The organism is Micromonospora noduli, from assembly GCF_003264365.1.
Classification (GTDB): Bacteria; Actinomycetota; Actinomycetes; order Mycobacteriales; family Micromonosporaceae; genus Micromonospora; species Micromonospora noduli.
Genome location: NZ_PYAK01000014.1, coordinates 14,858 through 33,679 on the forward strand (window position 1 = coordinate 14,858; position 18,822 = coordinate 33,679).

Sequence of the window (18,822 nt, forward strand, 5' to 3'; positions counted from 1 at the left end):
CGGCCAATGGTTTGCGGGACAAGCGTCCCGGCCGGTCGGAGCAACGCCAGGTTCTTTCGATCGTCATCGCATCTGAGCGGTGAGCGATGGCACACAGTTATGAGCCCTGGGTGTACCTCCTTTCGTGGGCCGCCATCCCGACATGGGCCGGCTCACCGTGGGGTGATCAGTGGGGCGTAGTCGGCGCGGCTGAGCGGCTGTTCGGACAGTGAACCGTCGGCGCGGGGCACGCCCAACGGCCTGCCGTCGCGCAGGAACGTCACGCTGGTGACGTCATCGCGGCTGGTGAGGGTGCAGACGATCTGCCCGAAGGCGAGGACTTCGTCGCTGCGCCCGGCGTCATCGCCGGGTTCGTCGACCGTGACGCGCGCCTGGGTGCCGGTCACTGTCGCACCGGCGGCGTTGACCGCCCCCGGCAGTGCGCTGGTCAGGTCGGTGTCGCGTTCGCCCTCGGTGGGTCCGGCGAGCAGGTGCCGCAGGTGGTCCTCGATGGTGGGTAGGCGGTCCACGCGCCGGAGCACCGGGACGATCCGGTTGTCGCGAACCAGGCAGAGGGTTTCGGTGGCCGGGCCGGCCGGTGCTGTGTCGGCGGGGTCGGAGGTCGGGAACGGCCCGCGCGGCGGTTGTACGGGGCGGGGGGCGTTGTCGGTGGGGATGCCGCAGCCGGTCAGCAGCGCGACGAGCCCCACGGCGAGAAATCGGCGATGGTTCACGTCAGGCTCTCCGGCAGCGTGATGCGGAAGCGGGCGCCCCCGCCGGGGCGGTCGGTGACAGTAACGTGTCCGCCGTGTGCGGTGGCGTGCTGGGCGACCAGCGCGAGGCCGAGTCCGGTGCCGTCGCCGGCACCCCGGGTGTGGGCGGCTCGCCCTCGAACGAAACGGTCGAAGATCACCTCACGGTCCTCGAGGGGCACACCCGGACCGTCGTCGTCGACCTCGATGACGCCCGCGCTGCCGTCGCGATCGAGCAGGACACACGTCGGCCCACCCCCATAGGTGACGGCGTTGTCCAACAGGTTCGCCAGCACCTGCGCGACACGCCGCCGCTCGACCAGCCACGTCGCGGACACCTCTGGTGCGAGGCGGACGATTGAAGCGGGCAGGTCCAGGGCACGGCAGGCGTCCCTGGCCAGCGCCACGACATCGACGGGAGCACGGTGGGCGGGCTGGTCGCTACGAGCCAGGTCGATCAGGTCGTTGACGAGCCGCTGAAAACGGTCGATCTCGTCGGCGACCAGCCCCGCCGCGATCGCCGTTCGCTCGTCCTGCTGTTCACGACGACGGGCCAGAACACTGGCCGCCGCCGCGAGAGTCTGCAGCGGCGAGCGCAGCTCGTGGCTGACGTCGGCGGCGAAGCGCCGGTCCCGCTCGATGCGCCGGGCGAGCTGGTCGACCATCTGGTTGAACGATGAGGACAACCGGGTCAGGTCAGGGTCGGTGGCCGGGTCCAGCCGGGCGGTGAAATCACCGGCGGCGATCTTCTCCGCCGCGTCGGCGACCGCCGTCAGCGGGCGCAGCCCGTGCCGGGTGGCGTACCAGCCCAGGGCCGCGCCGGAGCCGGCGACCATGATCGCGACGGTGGTCAGCGCGAGCGCCAGGACCTGGAAAGTCTGTTCCAGCTCGCGCAGCGAGTTGACCTCGAAATACGTCGCCGTCGCTGACAGAGGCACGCCGACGACCAAGGCGGGCTGGTCGTCGACGCGTACCCGCTGCACGGCGGGTTTGCCGGCGGTGACGACCCGGCGCAGCTCGACAGGGATGGCGGCGGTGGTGCCGGGGTCGGCGGTGCGGGCATACCACTCGCCGTCCAGGTGCAGCACCGGCCGCCGACTCCCGCCCGTGTCCAGCGACCGAAGCACCTGTACGACGTTGGGGGTCTCGGTGTCGATCCCGGCGCGGACGACGGTCGCGTCGAAGTAGGCGGCGCGCAGGGCGGCGCGTTCCCGCTCGTCGAGCAGGGATCGGCGGGTCAGATCGTAGGAGATCAGGGCCATCGACGCCGAGAGCAGGAGCGCGCCGACCGCGAACGCGGCGGTCACCCGGGTACGCAGCCCGAGGCGTCTCATCGCTGCAGCTTGTAGCCCAGGCCCCGCAGGGTGACCAGGTGCCGGGGGTTCGCCGGGTCTGACTCGATCTTCTGCCGCAACCGGCCGACGTGCACGTCGACGAGCCGTTCGTCGCCGCTGTCGTACCCCCAGACCCGTTCGAGCAGTTGCTGGCGGGACAGCACCCGACCGGCGTGTTCGGCCAGCTCGCACAGCAGCCGGAATTCGGTACGGGTGACCGGTACGGGTTGGCCGGCTCTGCGCACCTCTCCCCCGTCAGGGCTGATCTCCAGCTCGCCGACCACGAGCACTGGCACCGGCTCCGGCGTGTGCCCCGCGACGCCGCTACGGGCCCGGCGACGCAGGGCGCGCAGCCGAGCGGTCAGTTCCTTGATCGCCACCGGCTTGACGACGTAGTCGTCGGCGCCGGCCTCCAGGGCGGCGACAATGTCGTGGGTGTCGTCGCGGGCGCTGACCACCACGATCGGGACATCGTCGTCACGGCGCAGTTGCCGAATGCATTCGAAGCCGTCGAGACCGGGCAGCATCAGGTCGACCAGCACGTAGTCGGCGGGGTCGCGGCGCTGAGCGCGCAGCCCCTCCTCGGCCGTGGCCGCGCCCACCGCGTCGTAACCCTCGTCCTCCAGTGCGAGCAACAACGCCAAGCGGATGCGGTCGTCGTCCTCGATCACCAGTACGGCCGTCATACCCGGCATCATCCCCAGACGACCGGCTCGGAGGCCAACCGTGGCGGCCGGTTGGCTGATTTGTCACGGAACTGTCACAGATCTGCGTAGTGGCCGCCAAACCCGCCCGGCAGGGTGACAGGCGACCGGATCCGCGGAGGGAGAGGGGTGTGCCTGTGACAGGGCCACTGGCAACCACGCCATGCACGCTGCCGCTGGTCGAGGTGCGCGTCGCGGAGTTCGACCTTGCCTGCCTGCCGGCGACCGGAGCCGTGTTCGACCGCCTGCTCGCCCTGCATCCCGCACAGGTGGTGGTCGACCTGTCTGAGTGCCGGCACATTGACGCCGCTGCCATCGGCCTCCTCCTCGATGTGCACCGGCGGTTGGCCCGTGCCGACGGGGTGCTCACCGTCCGCGATCCGAACCCGCGGATCCGGCGCATCCTGCAGGCCGCCCGCCTGGACCAGATCCTGCCGGTCGTCGACACTGCCCCGTCGTCGCCGCCCGGCGGGCAGGCACCCATCCGCACACAGCCGACGCTGGTCGCTCATGGTCGCGCCTCGGTAAAAGTCGCTCACTGACGACCGCCCAGCGGGCTTCCCTGCCCACCATCGGGCGCAACGGCTATCAGCGCCGGAAACATCACGCTCGAGAGCCGGCCTCCGCATCAGCTCTGCACGATCGCCGTGTCCCACCCCATCGGTAGACATGGCCCCAGGAAGGACCAGCAGAATGACCGTTGTCCCGGACGACCACCTGATGACCCTGATCTGCGACACCTGCGGCGACAGCGTCAAGGCCACCGCGTGCGTGCTCCCCGATGCCGAGGTCGTCTGGACCCTGGTGTCCGAACAGGGTTGGAGCGGTTCCCCGTTCGCCACCGGCCCGCACCGCTGCCCGCACTGCAGTCTGCTGCCGCTCCCCGGTGGCGGCCACGCGTCGTGCGGCGACCACGGTCCTGGTGGCATCCTCGGCATCGACCACCTCGACGACGTGACCGTTGTCGCCGCCGGCGGTGACGTCGATCTCGACACCGGGGACACCCTGCGCACCGCCCTGCGGCACGCGGCGGACATGGGCGGACACGTCGTGGTCGACCTGAGCCGAGTACACCTCATCGACTCCACCGGCCTCGGTCACCTCGTCCGCGCCCACCGCGAAGCCCGAGATCGTGGGGCCACCCTCTGCCTGGCCGCACCGTCGCGGTTCATCCGCACCGTCCTGCACACGATGCGCCTGGACGGAGCCTTCCCCATCTTCGACAGCCGCGAAGACGCCCTCGCCCAACTGTCCAAGGGGTCGGTGTCGGAACGGCCAACCGCCACCGCCGCCACCCGTTATTGATCTCACTCCTCCGGACCGAAGGCATCCTCGCCGCCGGTAGCGACAACCGACACCCCTGGCATCGGATCACAAGAAGCCAGTGGCCATTCGAATGGCCGCTGATGGCGCGGCGAGTCTCGAGAACCGGCCCTCAATTGTCGTAGCACTCGTACTTGAAGGAGATCGAGGGAGCCCATGAGCATCGTTGGTCTCGTCACCGCGCTCCTCGTCGGCGTCGCTGTCGGCCTGCTCGGCAGGCTCGTCGTCCCAGGACGCCAGGAGGCCCCGATCTGGCTGACAGTGTCCGTCGGGGTGGTCGCCGCGCTGGCGGGCAGCATTGTCGCCCGTCTCGCGGGTGTCGATACCAGCACCCTCAACCTCCTGAACCTGGTCGTCCAAGCCGGCCTCGCCGGCATCGGCGTTGTACTCGTCGTGGCCACCGCCAGGCCCGACCCATCCGACTCCCCCTGAACGGGAGACGCGACGCAGCGCCAGCACCAGAAGGCCAGCCCCAAGCACGGTCAGGCCGGTTTCCGTTCAAGTTCATGAGTCCCATCCGATCGGGTATCTGACCGGCCTGAGGACGTCACTGGCTCGCCGTCCGCTATCCCACCCGGCCTCGTCACAATCAAGGAGCTGACCATGTACATGCCATGGCCGTTGCCCGATGAGAACTGGTTCGCCGACACCTCGCGCCAGCCCGAGCCGGACCACGAGGACCTGAGACTTGAGGCGCTGGTCGCGCAGCGATTGAGCATCGACTGGACCACGCGGCGCCAACAGATCACCGTCGCCGTGCAGAACCGAGTCGTCATCCTCGCCGGCGTGGTGAGTAACGCGAACGCGCGGCAGGTCGCGGCGGACCTCGCCTACGACGTGCCGGGCGTCTTCGACATCTGCAACACACTGCGGCTCAGCGGCCCGCGGCGTAGCCACCGGTGACTCCGGCTCAGAGCCACGTCGAAGGCGCGAATGACCGGTCAGGCTGCACGCTGCCCAGCCGTGGATGACACGCTCCTGTTTTCAGGCGCGGTGACAGGCTGATGGTCGTCGTTTGGCTAACGTAGTAGCCGGTGTGCCGGGAAGACTGGTCGGCGATTTCGTTACCGACCCCACCGGAGGACCACGATGAGCCGCCCCCCGGCTAACGGCACGCCACTCCTGCTCAGCCGCAGGAGTTGGCCTGAGGTACGCCGGATCGGAGATATTCTCCGGACCGAAACGGTCGGTGGGGTGCTGCTGCTGGTCGCCGCCGTGCTCGCTCTCGCCTGGGCGAACTCGCCCTGGTCCGACGCGTACCGCTCACTCGCCGACGTCACCGTTGGCCCCGAGGCGCTGCATCTGGACCTCTCATTGGCGCAGTGGGCCGCCGATGGCCTGCTAGCGATCTTCTTCTTCGTCGCCGGGCTGGAGCTCAAGCGCGAGTTCGTCGCCGGTGATCTACGCGAGCCCCGCCGAGCGATGCTGCCCGTCGCCGCCGCGCTCGGCGGAATGACGCTGCCGGCGCTGATCTACGTGGCGTTCAACGTCGGGGCCGGCGACGGGGCGTTGACCGGATGGGCGATCCCGACCGCCACGGACATCGCGTTCGCCCTCGCCGTGCTCGGCGTGATCAACACCAGCCTGCCCTCGGCGATGCGCACGTTTCTGCTCACTCTCGCGGTGGTCGACGACCTGCTTGCCATTGTGATCATCGCGGTCTTCTACACCAGTTCACTGCACTTCGGGCCGCTGCTGCTCGCGCTGGCCCCGATGGCGCTGTTCGGTCTGCTGGTTCAGCGCCGGGTGCGGTCCTGGTGGCTGCTGCTGCCGCTGGCCGTCACGGCGTGGGCGCTGGTGCACGCCTCCGGCGTGCATGCCACCGTCGCCGGGGTCGCGCTGGCCTTCACCGTTCCGGTGCTACGCCGCAAGCCGGGACCTGGCCCTGGCCTGGCGGAGCACTTCGAACACCGCATCCGGCCCCTGTCAGCCGGGGTCGCGGTCCCGGTTTTCGCGTTCTTCGCCGCCGGAGTCTCGGTTGCCGGGGCGGGTGGCCTCGGCGCGACCCTGACCGACTCGGTCGCTCTGGGCGTGATGGTGGGGTTGGTGGTGGGCAAGGCGGCTGGCGTCCTCGGTGCCACCTGGCTCGTGCAGCGGTTCACCCGGGCCCGGCTCGCGGAAGGGCTCGCCTGGTGGGACATGGTGGGGTTGGCGCTGCTGGCCGGGGTCGGGTTCACGGTGTCGCTGTTGATCGGCGAGCTGGCGTTCGGCGCCGGCACCGAACGCGACGACCACTCCAAGATCGGTGTTCTGCTCGGATCGCTGCTGTCGGCGGTACTGGCAACCGTCGTCCTCCGCGCTCGTAACCGGCATTACCAGGGTGTCTGCGCGCTGGAGGAGCGCGACAGCGACGCCGACGGGGTGCCGGACGTCTACGAGGAACAGCCGACCACGACAAGGCCGTCCTGAGCTCGGCTACGGTGGCCAGCCGAGCAGCCGAGCGCCGAGTACGGCTGTTTGCAGGGTGAACCTTTGGGTGGCTTCGCCGGGGTGGTAGCCGGTCAGGTCGCGGATGCGGTCGAGGCGGTAGGTGATCGCGCGGACAGACAGGTGCATCTGCCGAGCGGTCGCGGTGTGGTTGCCCTGGTTGTCGAAGAGCACGGTCAGGGTTTTCAGGTACGGGGCGGCACCGCCGCGAGCCGTGGTCAGTGGCCCGAGGACCGTGGTCACCAGGTCGGTGATGGCGTCGCGGTCACGCAGCAGCACGGGAAAAACCAGCAGGTCGGCAGCATTGAGTACGGGCGTGCTGAAGCCGAGCCTGACGGCGTAGTCGAGGGTTTGGCGGGCCTCGTCGAGGGACGTGGCCAGGCCGTGCACACCAGGTTGGGTGCGGCCGACGGCGATCTGCCAGTTGCCCGTACCGAGTTCGGTCAGAAGCAGGTGGGCGAGTTCGGCCGCGATGCCGCGCAGACCGCCGGCACTGATGCAGACCAAATCGCCGTCGCGCAGGGTGGTGAGGGTGTTGCCTTCGCCGAATCTGGCGGCAAGTACGGCATCGATGCGGTGTGTGATGCCGGAAGTCAGGCCGGCCGCACGGGCGATGAGGACGGTGTGGGTGGCCGACAGGCGGATGCCGTATCGGTGTGCGCGCTCGGCCAGTCCGCCCGGGTCGGCGCGGCCGGTGAGTAGGTCGTTGACGAAGGTGGCGCGTTCGTTGTCGTGGCGATCCAGCTCGGCGCGGTTTTGCCGGGTGTACCCGTCCACGGCGTCGGTGAGCAGGACACGGGCGGTGTCCAGCAGTGTCTCGGCGCGGGAATGCACGGCGACGGCGGTGTCGGTCGACGCGACCGGGGTGGCGTTCCAGTGGGCAGTGGTGGCATCTAGCAGGCCGGTAACGAGCTCGCTCAGCGTCAGCCCTTCGTCCGCTGCGCGGGCACCCAGGTTGACCGCTGCCTGACGCCGGGTACTGGCTGGGACGTACAGCAGATCCTGGCAGTTGGCCGCCAGCCAATTGTCGTCGCTCATGGGCTGTTCCTTGTCGGCGTGCTGGTGGCCGCCGGTAACCGGCGGCCACCAGCCTCAGGTTTACACACCGATGTCGCGGCGGTCGAACACGATGACTCCGGCGATCGTGGTTACCGCACCGAGGAGCACGAGGGTGAGAAGCTCGGGCGGGTGCCAGCCGGTGTGTAGAGGGTCAGTGCCGATGAAGTAGTGAAACGGTGACAGCCATCGCACCCAGTGCCACCCGTCGAGCATGCCGCCGATGGCGTTGGCCATGTAGGTGGCCACGGCAAGGCCACCGGTGATCGCGAGGACCGAGGCACGTTTTCCGGTGGCGGCGCCAACGAGGAAGGCGACGCCGGCGAAGCTCCACACCAGGGCGACCAGGCCGGCGGACGCGGCGGCGACGTTGGACAGGGGGATGTCCATGCCGATCCAAGGGACAATGATCATCAGCAGGATCCCGGGGATGGCGGCGATCCCGGTGAGCGCGCTGCCGGCGGCGCCCACCCGTTGCCAGGCGAAGGCGGTTCGCGAGACCGGGTTGGCCAGCATCAGCTCCATGCCGCCGTCCTCCTCCGGCCGAGCGATCGTGCGGGCTGCCAGCGTGATGGCGCACATCAGGACCAGCAGTGGGCCGACCAGGCTGAAGATGGTCGCCTGCAGATAGCCGGCGGGTGACAGCATGTCGGCGATGCCGAGGAAGTCCAGCATGCCCTGGGGCAGCGCGTCCTGCTTCAGCTCCGCGGCTCCCTGGAACTGGCTGTAGAACGAGGTGTAGATGGCGGTGAAAGCGGCGACGCCACCGGCCCAACCGATCAGTGCCAGGCGGTCGTCACGCCAGGTCTTACGCACCAGCGCGGGAAGCATCGCCGGCTCCTTCCCCGTGGTAGTAGAACGACAGGAACGTCTCTTCCAGGTCGGGCTCGGCCGACAACATGTCCACCACCTCATGACGCGCCGCTGCCTTGATCAGCGGGTCGATGCGGCCGTCAACGGTGCATTTCAGCACCGGGCCGGACACCACCACGTCACTTACTCCGGGCAGGACACTGAACTCCGCCGGGTCCACCGGGTCATCGAAATGAATCTCGACGGCGCGGACCGCCCGCTTCCCCAGTGACTCAACCCGCTCGACCGCGACCAACTGGCCGTCGCGGACGATGGCGACCCGGTCGGCCACCTGCTGCACCTCGGCCAGGACATGAGAGGACATGAAGATGGTCTGCCCAGCACCACTGGCGTCGCGGACCATGGCCAGGAACTCCTGCTGCATGAGTGGATCCAACCCACTGGTCGGCTCATCCAGGACCAGCACCGCCGGCCGGTGCATGAACGCCTGCACCAACCCGACCTTCTGCTTGTTGCCCTTACTCATCGTCCGTACCGAGCGCGAGAGGTCCAGGTCGAGCCGCTCCGCGAGCTCGGTCACCTGCGACCAGGCCACGCCGCCGCGTGCTGCGGCGAAGAAACGCAGCAGGTCTTCCGCCTTGTCCCGCCCGGGAAACACGAGCTCACCGGGCAGATAGCCGATCTGACGGTGCAGCGCGGCCTTGTCGCTGCGCGGGTCGAGCCCGAGCACAGACGCGTGCCCACGAGTGGGGCGCAGAAAGTCCAACAGCAGCCGGATCGTGGTGGTCTTCCCCGCTCCGTTCGGTCCCAGGAAACCCACCACCTCCCCGGCCCGAACCTCCAGGCTGAGCCCCTCGATACCGCGACGCTGACCATAGAACTTGGTCAGGTCCTCGGTGAGTAGAGCGATGTCGCTTGTCATGCCCACATCGTCGTCGGCTTTCCGGCCCGGCATCAGGTCCGCATCCGGCCGACAACTCGCTGATGCCGTTGCCGGACATCGGAAACCACAGCCCGAACGCCGCCAGTGCGGGCCCGCACCATCCTTGACGATGCTCCCTGCGGCGCCAAGGCCGTTCGTAACCGTGCAGCCGGGCGGTCCCCGAGCCTTGGCTGCCGGGAGTACTCTCAGGTCAGGTGCGCCGGGAAGTCTGGTCGGCAGGTCATGTCGTGCTGCGGCTCCTGGAGGCTCCGATGGGCGTTTCTGCCCTGCGCACCGAAAATCTGTCCAAGCGGTACGGGCGGCTACTCGCCCTCGATGACCTCACCCTCGACGTCGCGGCCGGCGAGGTGTTCGGGTTTCTCGGCCCCAACGGCGCCGGAAAATCAACCACGATCCGGCTGTTACTCGGCCTTGCCCGACCCACCTCCGGACAGGCGTGGATCTTCGACACCGACGCCACGGACGTCGCCGCCGCCCACCGCAGGCTCGCCTACGTGCCTGCGGATGTGGCGCTGTGGCCACGAATGACCGGCGCCGAGGTTCTGGACCTACTTGCCCGCATCGGCCCTGGCACGGACACCGCCTACCGCGACGAGCTCGTCCAACGATTCGCACTCGATGTGTCCAAACCGGCCGGCACCTACTCGACGGGCAACCGGCAGAAGGTCGCTCTGATCGCGGCGTTCGCCACCCGGGCGCCTCTGCTGGTGCTGGACGAGCCAACCAGCGGCCTGGACCCGCTCATGGAAATGCAGTTCCGGCAGGCGGTCGGGGTTGCCCGCGACAACGGGCAGACGGTGTTCCTCAGCTCCCACCAGCTCGCCGAGGTCGAGGCCGTCTGCGACCGCGTCGGCATCCTGCGCGCTGGCGAACTGGTCGAGGTGGCGTCCGTCGCGCAGCTGCGTCGACTGCACCACACCGAGGTGGCCGCGACGTTCACCGGCGCGCCACCGGACCTCACCGGCGTCCTCGGCGTCGACGGCCTGCACAGCGATGGCGCCACGACCGTGCGGTTCACCCTGAACGGCTCCCCCGCCGCCGCGCTGCGCGCCCTGGCCGACGCTGACGTGGCAACGATCGTCGTCCGCGAGCAGAGCCTGGAGGAGATCTTCCTCGCCTACTACGGGCAGAACGCCCGATGACCGCGACCACAACGACAGCAGCCCACCCGCAGCGGGCACTGAGAGGGCTCGCAGCGCGCCAGGTACGCCGCGGCGCCCTGGTCGTGACCACCGTATGTGCGGGCATCTCCGCCCTGGTGGTGGCTGGCTACCGCACGGACGCGCTGGATCCGACCGCCCTGGCGGCGCTGGCCCGCAACCCCGCGATCCGCACCCTGTTCGGCGAACCGATCGCACTCGACCAGGCAGGCGGGTTCACCGTGTGGCGCACAGGCACCGTCCTGGCCGTCCTGCTCGGCGTGTGGGCAATGCTCGCCGCCACCCGGATCACCCGTGGTGAGGAGGACGCCGGCCGGTGGAGTCTGTTGCTGTCCGGCCCCACCACCCTCGCCGAGGCTGTCCGCCAGCACCTCGGTGTCCTGGCCGTCGTACCGGTCCTCGTCGGAGCGGCGACCGCGGCGGCGATGATCGCTACGGGAGTGGACGCCCCCGGTTCCTTGTTGCACGGAACCGGGCTCGCTGCCATCGGGCTCTTCTTCGTCGCCGTCGGGGGCGTCACCGCGCAGCTGTTCGTCAGTCGGTCGGCGGCCAACGGCGTCGCGGCCGGCGTCCTGGTCGTCGGGCTCCTCATGCGGATGGTCGGCGACGGTGTACCCACGCTGGCCTGGCTCCGGTGGCTGTCCCCGATCGGGCTCTTGGCGCTCACCCGCCCGTTCGACACCAATCGAGGGCTACCGGTGTCGGTGCTGACGTGCGCCGCAGTGCTGCTAATGGCCCTCGCCAGTCGGCTCGCGGCGCGGCGTGACGTCGGCGCAGGGATTCTTGCTACGGCCGGCAGGCGGCCGGCGCGTACCGCCTTGCTCGGTTCGGTGCGCGCCTTCGCGGTACGGCGCACCACGCGGCCGCTGGTTGCGTGGTCGGTCGGGATCGGCGCGTACTTTTTGCTCCTGGGCCTGATCGCCCGGTCCATGACCGAATTCCTGACCGGCAACCCCCAGTTCGCGACCCTGGCGGCCCAGGCCGGCTTCCCCGCCCTCGGCACTGTCGAGGGCTACGCGGCCACCCTGTACGCGCTGCTGGCCGTTCCGGTCGGGGTGTTCGTCGCCGTGCGGCTCGCCGCCGTCGCCGCGGACGAGAACGCCCGGCGTCTCACCCTGCTGCTGGCCGCACCGGTGACCCGGGTACGGCTGTTGGGCGCCGAGGCGGTCGTCGCTGGCTGCGCCGCGCTGGTCCTGATCACGGTCGCGGGCATCGCCATGTGGGCCGGTACTGCCACTGTTCAGGCCGGCCTTGGGGTCGGCGACGCGCTCGCCGGGGCCTGGAACGTCGTGCCAGTTGTGCTGCTCTGTCTGGGAGCTGCTGTCCTGGCGCTCGGATGGGCACCGCGCGCCGTCGCGGCGATCGGCGCCCTGCCGGCCGCTGGCGGGTTCATCTGGCAGGTCATCGCCGACAGCATCAACGCGCCCACCTGGATCCGTGCGCTGTCCCCGTTCGCGCACCTGGCCGCGGTACCGAGCACCGCACCGGCATGGCCACCAGCGTTGGTGATGGTCGGCATCGCCGCGGCAGGAGTGGTCGCCGGCACAGTCGGCTACCGCCGACGTGACCTGAGTGCCTGACCAGCCCCATCACAAACACGGTAAGGGGTGTGGCGCACTCAGACGTCGCATCACCCACCTGCAGACCGCCGGCTCGGTGGCGTCTCAGAGCGCCGGAGTCATCGTGCGAGCCGTGACCTTGCCGTCATCCCCTGCCATGGTGGCGCTCGCGCTTGACGTCGGCCTCGGTGGCAACGTCATCGCCGTCGGCGCCACCCGCTCCGTTACTTCGCGTTTGCCTGACCGTCCTCGGCCTCACCGTCGATGTCCGGTGCGGCAACGGCCGCAGGGTCGCCGGCAGGCCGACTCGGGACCGTTATCCGCCGACGCACCCGGCGCAGCGCGTCGTGCCAGTTGGGCGTGTCGCGGGTGTCGTCAAAGGCCTGAGCGATCACGACGTCGGTCGAGGAGTGCGCCAGGATCGAGATGACGATCGTGAGCGCGACCAGGTGGAAGATCTCGTCGGCTGCGGCGATGCCAGACTCGATTACCAGCAGGCCGTAGACCACCGAGGCGAAGCCCTTGGGCCCGAACCACATGGCGGCCGCCTGCTCCCGCAGGCTCAGCCCTGAGCGCAGGAACGAGATCCACAGTGCGATCGGACGGGCGACCACGATGGCCAGAACGGCGAAGACCCAACCGGTCCAGGAGATGTCGCCGAGGAACTCCACCGAGATCAGGGCACCGAACACCAGCAGCGCCCCCAGCTTGAGCAATTCGGCGATGTTCTCCCCGAAATGCTCGAACGCCGCACGTTCGCGGGGCCCGAAGGTCGCGACAGTGATACCGGCAGCGAACGCGGCAAGGAACAGATTACCGTGGGTAGCCTTGCCGAGCGCCAGCACCAGCAGCCCGATCGCGACCCCGTTCAGCGGCGCGTACGCCGCCGAGGCAGCGAAGAAGCGTGTTCGCTCCAGCGCGAGCGCCGCCAGCGGCACCAGCACCCCGATCGCCAGGCCGACGGCCAGTTCAGTGGTCAACTCACCCAGGTGCAGGTTGTCGGAGCCGGCCGCGACCGCGAGCAGCACCACCACGAACGGCAGCGCTAGTCCGTCGTTCACCCCGGACTCGACGTTGAGGAGGTGCCGCAGCCGCGCGGGCACCTTGTCGTTGCCGACCAACGCGGCCGCGAACACCGGATCCGTGGGCGCCAGGATCGCCCCGATCAGGAGGGCTTCCGCCCAGCCCAACCCAGCCACGTAATGCGCCAGTACTGCGGTCACCAGCAGCGTCAGCGGCAGGCCCCAGCCCAACGCCCGGCCGGGCAGCCGCCACGCGCTGCGCAGGTCCGCCCAGCCCACGCGCATCCCGTCGGTGAACAGCACCGCGAACAGCGCCAATTCGGCCAGTTGAGCCACGATCGGTGAGTCGGCCTGCAGGTGCAACACCCCGGTGGTGTCCTCGCCAAGGACGAACCCGGCGACCAGGAACAACGCCGCCGTGGACAGGATCGTCCGGTGCGCGAGCGCCGACACGAGCACGGCGGCGAGCAGGACAGCGGCGAAGCAGAGGAGCAGCACAGGAAACCTCCGGGGCGCAGGGTTCAACACGGTGCCGACCAGACTTCCCGGCGCTCCACAGACCTCGCAGATCATAACGGCCCGCCGACGGTGCCGTTCTCGGCGTTCGGGAACGCAACGGCTGTGGCCGGGACGCTCGGCGGCCTCACCGACGGCGGCGATCAGGCCCAGCACGACAACGGCATCCAGCGCGGCCGGAGGCGGTGGCCGTCGCGCCAGGTGAACCGTCCGGACCTCGCCACTCTTCCGGCTGGGCTTGCCCCGCACCAGGGCGTTTCCCGAGATTCCGCCGCAGGCGGCTGCCTATGGTTGAACCAGCGCAACGGACATCAAGCGGCTGTGACGGCAAGACGGTCTGGGCTCAGATCAATGGCGCCCGTGCATGACCCCCAGGGCTTCCAAATCGCCGGGGTCGCGAGGGCCAGACGTGACCTCGCAGCCAACGGCGTGCAGTGGTACCGCAGCGCGGCTACACGTCAATAAACGACATCCACCACACGCAGCCGGGAGGTTGAGGGCAGCCGGCCCGATAGTCGTCATCAGACCGGCCCGCCCTCACCAGCGGCCACCGGCATGTGCTGCGGCCGGGGCACCCACCGTCAACGGCGTCCGTTGGACCGACTGTTACCGCTCCAGCGGGCGTAGCCGGTTGTTGACGTCGTGCACTCCCGCAGTGCTCCAGGCGCGGGCGTGGGCCTCGCTGCTCACGTCGGCGCACGTGACCACACCGTCCAGGATGACCACGCGGTTCTGCACTTCGATGCAGATGCGTTCGTGACGCAATCGGGGATCGCGCTGCATGCTCTCCAGCAGCCGGCAGGCCAGCTGGGCATCCGCAGAGGCCGGCTGGACCTGGATCAGCGATGGAAAATCGTCGGGCAGAAACCAGGGGACGTAGGTCATGACGTTTCCTCACAGGTGTTTCGGTGTTTCGGCCGTGTCCAGCCGCCGAAACACCGGTCGGTCGCGGGCACCCGGAAACTCAGCGTCGGGTCGGGGGCACCGGGTACGGCGCAGCAACCCCACGCGGGCTGAAGAACGGGGCGTAGCCGTAGTACCAGTACACGTCCTCGTAGTAGCCGGCCTCCTCGACGACCTCCGGGTCGTACGTTGGGGCCTGCTCGATCTTCTCCCGGGTCAGGTCGACCCGCACGGTGTCGTCGGTGACGTCGCTGACCGCCTCGACGGGGAGGAAGGTGGCGGTGGCGCCGATGCCGAGAATTCCTCCGTGCTCGACACGCAGGAACCGCACCTTGTGCTCCTCGCGATCGATCAGCAGGTCATCAACCTTGCCCAGGTCGTCACCGTCGACGTCGAGGACGCGCCGGCCGCGCACGTCGTGCTCGGCCTCCGCGATCGTCTGCCCGGAGTCACTGAGCTTGACCAGAATCGCCGTCGTATCGTGTGGCATGAGCTGCTCCTTCCGTAGCGTCTGATTCTTATTCGCTACCCAAGGGACGGCCGGGACTAGACGACGAAACGATGACGGTTGCTGCCCACTTTCGTGACGGCTCGCCGTGCCCGTTCGTGACGGGCCGTCGAGCGACTGGCGGAGACGACGAGGGGCCCCGCCGAACCGGCGGGGCCCCACGAGTCATGCGGTTTCAGGAGAGCGTGTTGGGAAAGTCCGGGTTGGCCTTCAGCCACTCCTCGACGGCCTTCTCCTCGTCGCCCTTGTGGGTGTTGAACATCAGGTCCTCCAGGGACGCGAGCTGCTCACCGTCCATCTTGAACTTCTTCAGCATTGCGGTGACCTCGGGGAAGTCCTTGCCGAAGCCGGTGCGGGCGAGTGTGTTGATCTGCTCGGCCTGGCCGAGGGTGCCCTTGGGGTCGGCGAGGTCCTTCAACTCGTACTTGGCGTAGGCCCAGTGCGGGTGCCAGAGGGTGACAACGATCGGCTTCTTGTCGGCGATCGCGCCGTCCAAGGCGGCCAGCATCGCCGGGGTGGAGGAGGTCTTCAGCTTCAGCTTGCCGTCCAGGCCGTACTCGGGGATGACCTTCTCCTGGGTGGCCTTGGTCAGACCTGCACCCGGCTCGATCCCGATGATTTCCCCGTCGAAGCTGGCGGCCTTGCCGGCCAGGTCAGCCAGCGAGTTGATGCCCTCGACGTACTTCGGCACGGCGATGCTCAGGCTGGCGTCGTCGTACCAGACGCCGAGCTTTTCCAGCTTGTCGCCGTACTTCTCCAGGTAGGAGGCGTGCGTCTGGGGTAACCAGCTGTCCAGGAACAGGTCGATGTCGCCGTTGGCGAGACCGCCGTAGACGAGACCGGCCTCCAGGTTCTTGAGTTCGACCTCGTAGCCCTTGTCCTGCAGGATGTCCTGCCACAGGTGGGAGGCCGCGATCGCCTCGTCCCAGGCCATGTAACCAATGGTGATCTTCTTGCCGTTGTCGGACGCGTCGTCCTGCTCACTGCAGGCGGCAGCACCACCGAGAGCCAGGGTGGCGGTCACCGTGAGCGCGAGAGCGCGCTTCAGTGTCGTGAACAAAAGGGTTGTCCTTCCTCTTTCGGGTATGCCGGCTGACCCCGCGTAGGCGGGAAAGGGGATTGCCGGCGGAGAGCGACGGTCAGGCGGCCTGCCGCGCGAGGCGTTGCGCCCGGGCGGACGGGAAACGGTCGCCCGCCGAGTCGGTGAGGCGGTCGAGTACCACGGCGAGGATCACGACGGCGATCCCACCTTCGAAGCCGCTGCCCACCTCCACCTGGGACAACGCGAACATGATCACGTCGCCGAGGCCGCCGGCGCCCACCATGCCGGCGATAACCACCATGGACAGGGCCAGCATGATGACCTGGTTGACGCCGGTCATGATCGTGGGCAGTGCCAGCGGCAGCTTGGTCCGCAGCAGCACCATCCACGGCGGCGCACCGAAGGACTCGGCGGCCTGGACGATTTCCTTGTCGACCTGACGCAGACCCAACTCAGTCAGGCGGACGCCGGGCGGCATGCTGAAAACCAGGGTGGCCAGCACGCCCGGCACGGTGCCGATGCCGAAGAAGAAGATCGCCGGAATGAGGTACACGAACGCGGGCATGGTCTGCATCAGGTCCAGCACCGGCCGGGCCACCGCGGAGGCCCGCTTGTTCTCGGCGACGAGCACACCCAGCGGGACAGCCATCAGCAACGCCAGGGTGCTGGCCACGAGCACCTGCGCGAGCGTGCTCATGGTCTCCTCCCAGTACGGCATTCCGGCCACCAGGCCGAGGCCGACCGCGGTACCGAGGGCGAACTTCCACCCGCGCAGCCACCAGCCGAGCCCGGCGAGCACCAGAACGACCACCACGGCCGGTACGCCGGTGAGCAGGTCGTTGAGCGGTCGCACCAACGCCTCGACCACCGCGGCGACACCGTCGAAGAACGGGCCGAGGGCGCCGGTGGCCCAGTCGACGGCGGACTCGGTCCAGGCGCCCAGCGGCACCCGGGGCAGCCAACTGTCCAGCGGCGACTGCGTCAGGCTCATGCCGGCTCTCCCTTCGTTCCGACCAGGTCCACCTGGTCCTGGCCCTGTGTCGGCTCGTCCGGGGTCGCGGCGGCCAGCGCACTGAGCAGGGTGATCCGGGGAATCACCCCGATCAGCCGGTCGCGCTCGTCGAGAACGGCCACCGGGTGCTGACTCTCCGCGCAGTCGGCGAAGAGGTCGGCCACCGAGGTGTCCGCGGTGACAGTGCGGACCCGCTCGGTCGACACGTAACCGTCGAGGTGGGGACGGGCCTCGCGGAGCGCCCGCAACACCTCGTCCTCAGTGACCGTGCCGAGGAACTTTTTCATCGGACCGGTCACGTAGACCACCGAGGTTTGGCTTTCCCGCAACGCCTTGGCGGCGACCCGGGGGCCGGCGTTGACGTCCAGCACCTGCTGGGGCTTCTCCATCACCGACGCGGCGGTGAGGATCCGGGTCCGGTCGACGTCGGCGACGAACTGCGCCACGTAGTCGTTGGCCGGGTCGGTCAGGATCTCCTCGGCGGTGCCGATCTGAACGATCCGACCGTCCCGCATCACCGCGATACGGTCGCCGAGCCGCATGGCCTCGTTCAGGTCGTGCGTGATGAAGATGATCGTCTTGCCAAGTTCGGCCTGCAGCTCCAGGAGCTGGTCCTGAATCTCCCGGCGGATCAGCGGGTCCAGCGCCGAGAACGCCTCGTCCATCAGCAGGATCTCGGTTCCGGCCGCGAGCGCTCGGGCCAACCCGACTCGCTGCCGCATGCCGCCGGAAAGATCGTGGGGCAGGTTGTCCGCCCACTCCGTCAGGCCCACCATGCGCAGCGCGTCCATGGCCCGCTCACGTCGCTCGGCCTTGGGCAGCCCAGCGACCTCCAGCGCGTACCCGGCGTTCTCCAGCACCGTCCGATGCGGCATGAGCGCGAAGTGCTGGAACACCATGCTGATCTTCTCGCGGCGTAGCTTGCGCAGCGCCGCCGGCTTGAGCGTGGTCAACTCGACCCCATCGACGCGCACGCTTCCCCTGGTGGGCTGCAGCAGGCCGTTGAGCATCCGGATCAGGGTCGACTTTCCGGAACCGGAGAGGCCCATGACGACGAAGATCTCGCCGGGGCGTACCTCGAAGTTCGCATCGATAACCGCGGCCGTGGCCGGCAGCCCGGCGAGCGCCTCGGCGCGGGGCTTGCCGTCCGCCAGGCGTCGTACCGCTTCGTCAGCCCGGTTGCCGAAAATCTTGTAGAGCGACTGCACTATGAGCGCGGACACGATCCCCCTCTCGACGGAAACCGGCTGGTGTATCGCATCACCGGCGCCATCTTCGCGTCTCTTCGTCGATATCAACATCGATCACATTCCGCGGGTCACATAGGCCCGGCGGCGAAACCTACCGACGGTCTCGCCACAAATCCAGTCGGCACCGCAGGGTTGTGGATATGCACACAAAAATTTGCGAGTACCGGTGCCGGACTGGTCGTCCGGGGGATGTTGCGCAACCCATCGCCCACAGCGGTCAGACCGGGCAGGATTGATGCAGCCTGCGTCGATCGTCCCGCTGGAACGCCTCCCACCGGCGGATCGGCGCTCGACCGGGGAGAGCAGTTCCAGAATTTGTTGGGGTTGATAGAGAACTGTCATACAACTGTCATATTCCATCATGGGTCGATCGCGTAATCTCATCTTCGGCGCAGTGCCGCAGCTTCCGATTTCGGCCGGCTTCGAAGACACCATCTCCATTCAGCCGACACCCCAAATCGTCGTGACAAGCGATCAGGCAGGCGTGGGGTTACGTGATCGGTGCGCCCTCTTACCACG

19 protein-coding genes are annotated in these 18,822 nt (G+C 68.7%); 7 read left to right on the top strand and 12 right to left on the bottom strand.

From position 1 onward, the window contains the following. Window positions 1-152: 152 nt before the first annotated feature. From GUI43_RS13650 to GUI43_RS13660, 3 genes are read right to left on the bottom strand one after another with little or no spacing between them, the layout of a single operon-like run. Window positions 153-713, bottom strand: a complete 561-nt coding sequence (locus GUI43_RS13650; protein WP_112583115.1) for a GerMN domain-containing protein — start codon at window positions 711-713, stop codon at window positions 153-155. Next, window positions 710-2,065 (bottom strand): sensor histidine kinase, encoded by a 1,356-nt coding sequence (locus tag GUI43_RS13655; RefSeq protein ID WP_112698932.1) that lies wholly within the window; start codon window positions 2,063-2,065, stop codon window positions 710-712. Before GUI43_RS13655 ends, GUI43_RS13650 begins: the two co-directional genes overlap by 4 nt. Then, a complete protein-coding gene (locus GUI43_RS13660) occupies window positions 2,062-2,751 on the bottom strand; it encodes a response regulator transcription factor (RefSeq protein WP_112583113.1) in 690 nt (229 codons plus the stop codon). Before GUI43_RS13660 ends, GUI43_RS13655 begins: the two co-directional genes overlap by 4 nt. A gap of 155 nt (window positions 2,752-2,906) precedes the next feature. Between GUI43_RS13660 and GUI43_RS13665 the strand changes: the two genes are divergently transcribed. The 5 genes from GUI43_RS13665 (at window position 2,907) to nhaA (ending at window position 6,501) form a co-directional block, all read left to right on the top strand. Beyond that, a complete protein-coding gene (locus GUI43_RS13665; RefSeq protein ID WP_112698933.1) occupies window positions 2,907-3,311 on the top strand; it encodes an STAS domain-containing protein in 405 nt (134 codons plus the stop codon). Window positions 3,312-3,462: 151 nt separating this feature from the next. Next, complete coding sequence (locus tag GUI43_RS13670) at window positions 3,463-4,074, top strand: STAS domain-containing protein (RefSeq protein ID WP_112583111.1); 612 nt, start codon at window positions 3,463-3,465, stop codon at window positions 4,072-4,074. 174 nt (window positions 4,075-4,248) lie between these two features. Then, on the top strand, window positions 4,249-4,524 hold the full coding sequence (locus tag GUI43_RS13675; RefSeq protein WP_112583110.1) for a GlsB/YeaQ/YmgE family stress response membrane protein: 276 nt from the start codon (window positions 4,249-4,251) through the stop codon (window positions 4,522-4,524). A gap of 171 nt (window positions 4,525-4,695) precedes the next feature. Next, window positions 4,696-4,995: a BON domain-containing protein gene (locus GUI43_RS13680; protein WP_112583109.1), complete on the top strand. Its 300-nt coding sequence runs from the start codon at window positions 4,696-4,698 to the stop codon at window positions 4,993-4,995. 186 nt (window positions 4,996-5,181) lie between these two features. After that, a complete protein-coding gene (nhaA, locus tag GUI43_RS13685) occupies window positions 5,182-6,501 on the top strand; it encodes a Na+/H+ antiporter NhaA (RefSeq protein ID WP_112583108.1) in 1,320 nt (439 codons plus the stop codon). A gap of 6 nt (window positions 6,502-6,507) precedes the next feature. Here the strand turns inward: nhaA and GUI43_RS13690 are convergent, their stop codons facing one another. From GUI43_RS13690 to GUI43_RS13700, 3 genes are read right to left on the bottom strand one after another with little or no spacing between them, the layout of a single operon-like run. Next, window positions 6,508-7,557 (bottom strand): PucR family transcriptional regulator, encoded by a 1,050-nt coding sequence (locus GUI43_RS13690; protein WP_112698934.1) that lies wholly within the window; start codon window positions 7,555-7,557, stop codon window positions 6,508-6,510. Between the two features lie 60 nt (window positions 7,558-7,617). Beyond that, window positions 7,618-8,406 carry an efflux permease Rv1217c-related protein gene (locus GUI43_RS13695; RefSeq protein ID WP_112698935.1) on the bottom strand — a complete coding sequence of 263 codons (789 nt, stop codon included), beginning with the start codon at window positions 8,404-8,406 and terminating at the stop codon, window positions 7,618-7,620. Continuing rightward, a complete protein-coding gene (locus GUI43_RS13700) occupies window positions 8,384-9,310 on the bottom strand; it encodes an ABC transporter ATP-binding protein (protein WP_112602367.1) in 927 nt (308 codons plus the stop codon). The genes GUI43_RS13695 and GUI43_RS13700 overlap by 23 nt, the downstream gene beginning before the upstream one ends. Before the next feature lie 272 nt (window positions 9,311-9,582). On the opposite strand from GUI43_RS13700, the gene GUI43_RS13705 reads away from it, so the two are divergent. After that, on the top strand, window positions 9,583-10,473 hold the full coding sequence (locus tag GUI43_RS13705) for an ABC transporter ATP-binding protein (protein WP_112602368.1): 891 nt from the start codon (window positions 9,583-9,585) through the stop codon (window positions 10,471-10,473). Continuing rightward, the gene (locus tag GUI43_RS13710; protein ID WP_146765899.1) at window positions 10,470-12,071 is read left to right on the top strand and encodes an ABC transporter permease; all 1,602 of its coding nucleotides are present in this window, start codon (window positions 10,470-10,472) and stop codon (window positions 12,069-12,071) included. Before GUI43_RS13705 ends, GUI43_RS13710 begins: the two co-directional genes overlap by 4 nt. A 203-nt stretch (window positions 12,072-12,274) precedes the next feature. On the opposite strand, the gene GUI43_RS13715 is transcribed toward GUI43_RS13710, so the two are convergent. The 6 genes from GUI43_RS13715 to GUI43_RS13740 all read right to left on the bottom strand — a co-directional run bounded on the left by GUI43_RS13715 (window position 12,275) and on the right by GUI43_RS13740 (window position 18,279). Beyond that, window positions 12,275-13,570 carry a cation:proton antiporter gene (locus tag GUI43_RS13715; protein ID WP_249037740.1) on the bottom strand — a complete coding sequence of 432 codons (1,296 nt, stop codon included), beginning with the start codon at window positions 13,568-13,570 and terminating at the stop codon, window positions 12,275-12,277. Between the two features lie 624 nt (window positions 13,571-14,194). Next, a complete protein-coding gene (locus GUI43_RS13720; RefSeq protein ID WP_112698937.1) occupies window positions 14,195-14,473 on the bottom strand; it encodes a BON domain-containing protein in 279 nt (92 codons plus the stop codon). A gap of 79 nt (window positions 14,474-14,552) precedes the next feature. Continuing rightward, a complete protein-coding gene (locus GUI43_RS13725; RefSeq protein WP_112583098.1) occupies window positions 14,553-14,981 on the bottom strand; it encodes a PRC-barrel domain-containing protein in 429 nt (142 codons plus the stop codon). A 193-nt stretch (window positions 14,982-15,174) separates the two neighbouring features. Continuing rightward, window positions 15,175-16,059 carry a glycine betaine ABC transporter substrate-binding protein gene (locus GUI43_RS13730; RefSeq protein ID WP_112698938.1) on the bottom strand — a complete coding sequence of 295 codons (885 nt, stop codon included), beginning with the start codon at window positions 16,057-16,059 and terminating at the stop codon, window positions 15,175-15,177. A gap of 79 nt (window positions 16,060-16,138) precedes the next feature. Next, window positions 16,139-17,032 (bottom strand): ABC transporter permease, encoded by an 894-nt coding sequence (locus GUI43_RS13735; protein WP_112698939.1) that lies wholly within the window; start codon window positions 17,030-17,032, stop codon window positions 16,139-16,141. Further along, window positions 17,029-18,279 (bottom strand): quaternary amine ABC transporter ATP-binding protein, encoded by a 1,251-nt coding sequence (locus GUI43_RS13740; RefSeq protein WP_428842210.1) that lies wholly within the window; start codon window positions 18,277-18,279, stop codon window positions 17,029-17,031. Before GUI43_RS13740 ends, GUI43_RS13735 begins: the two co-directional genes overlap by 4 nt. Between the last annotated feature and the right edge of the window lie 543 nt (window positions 18,280-18,822).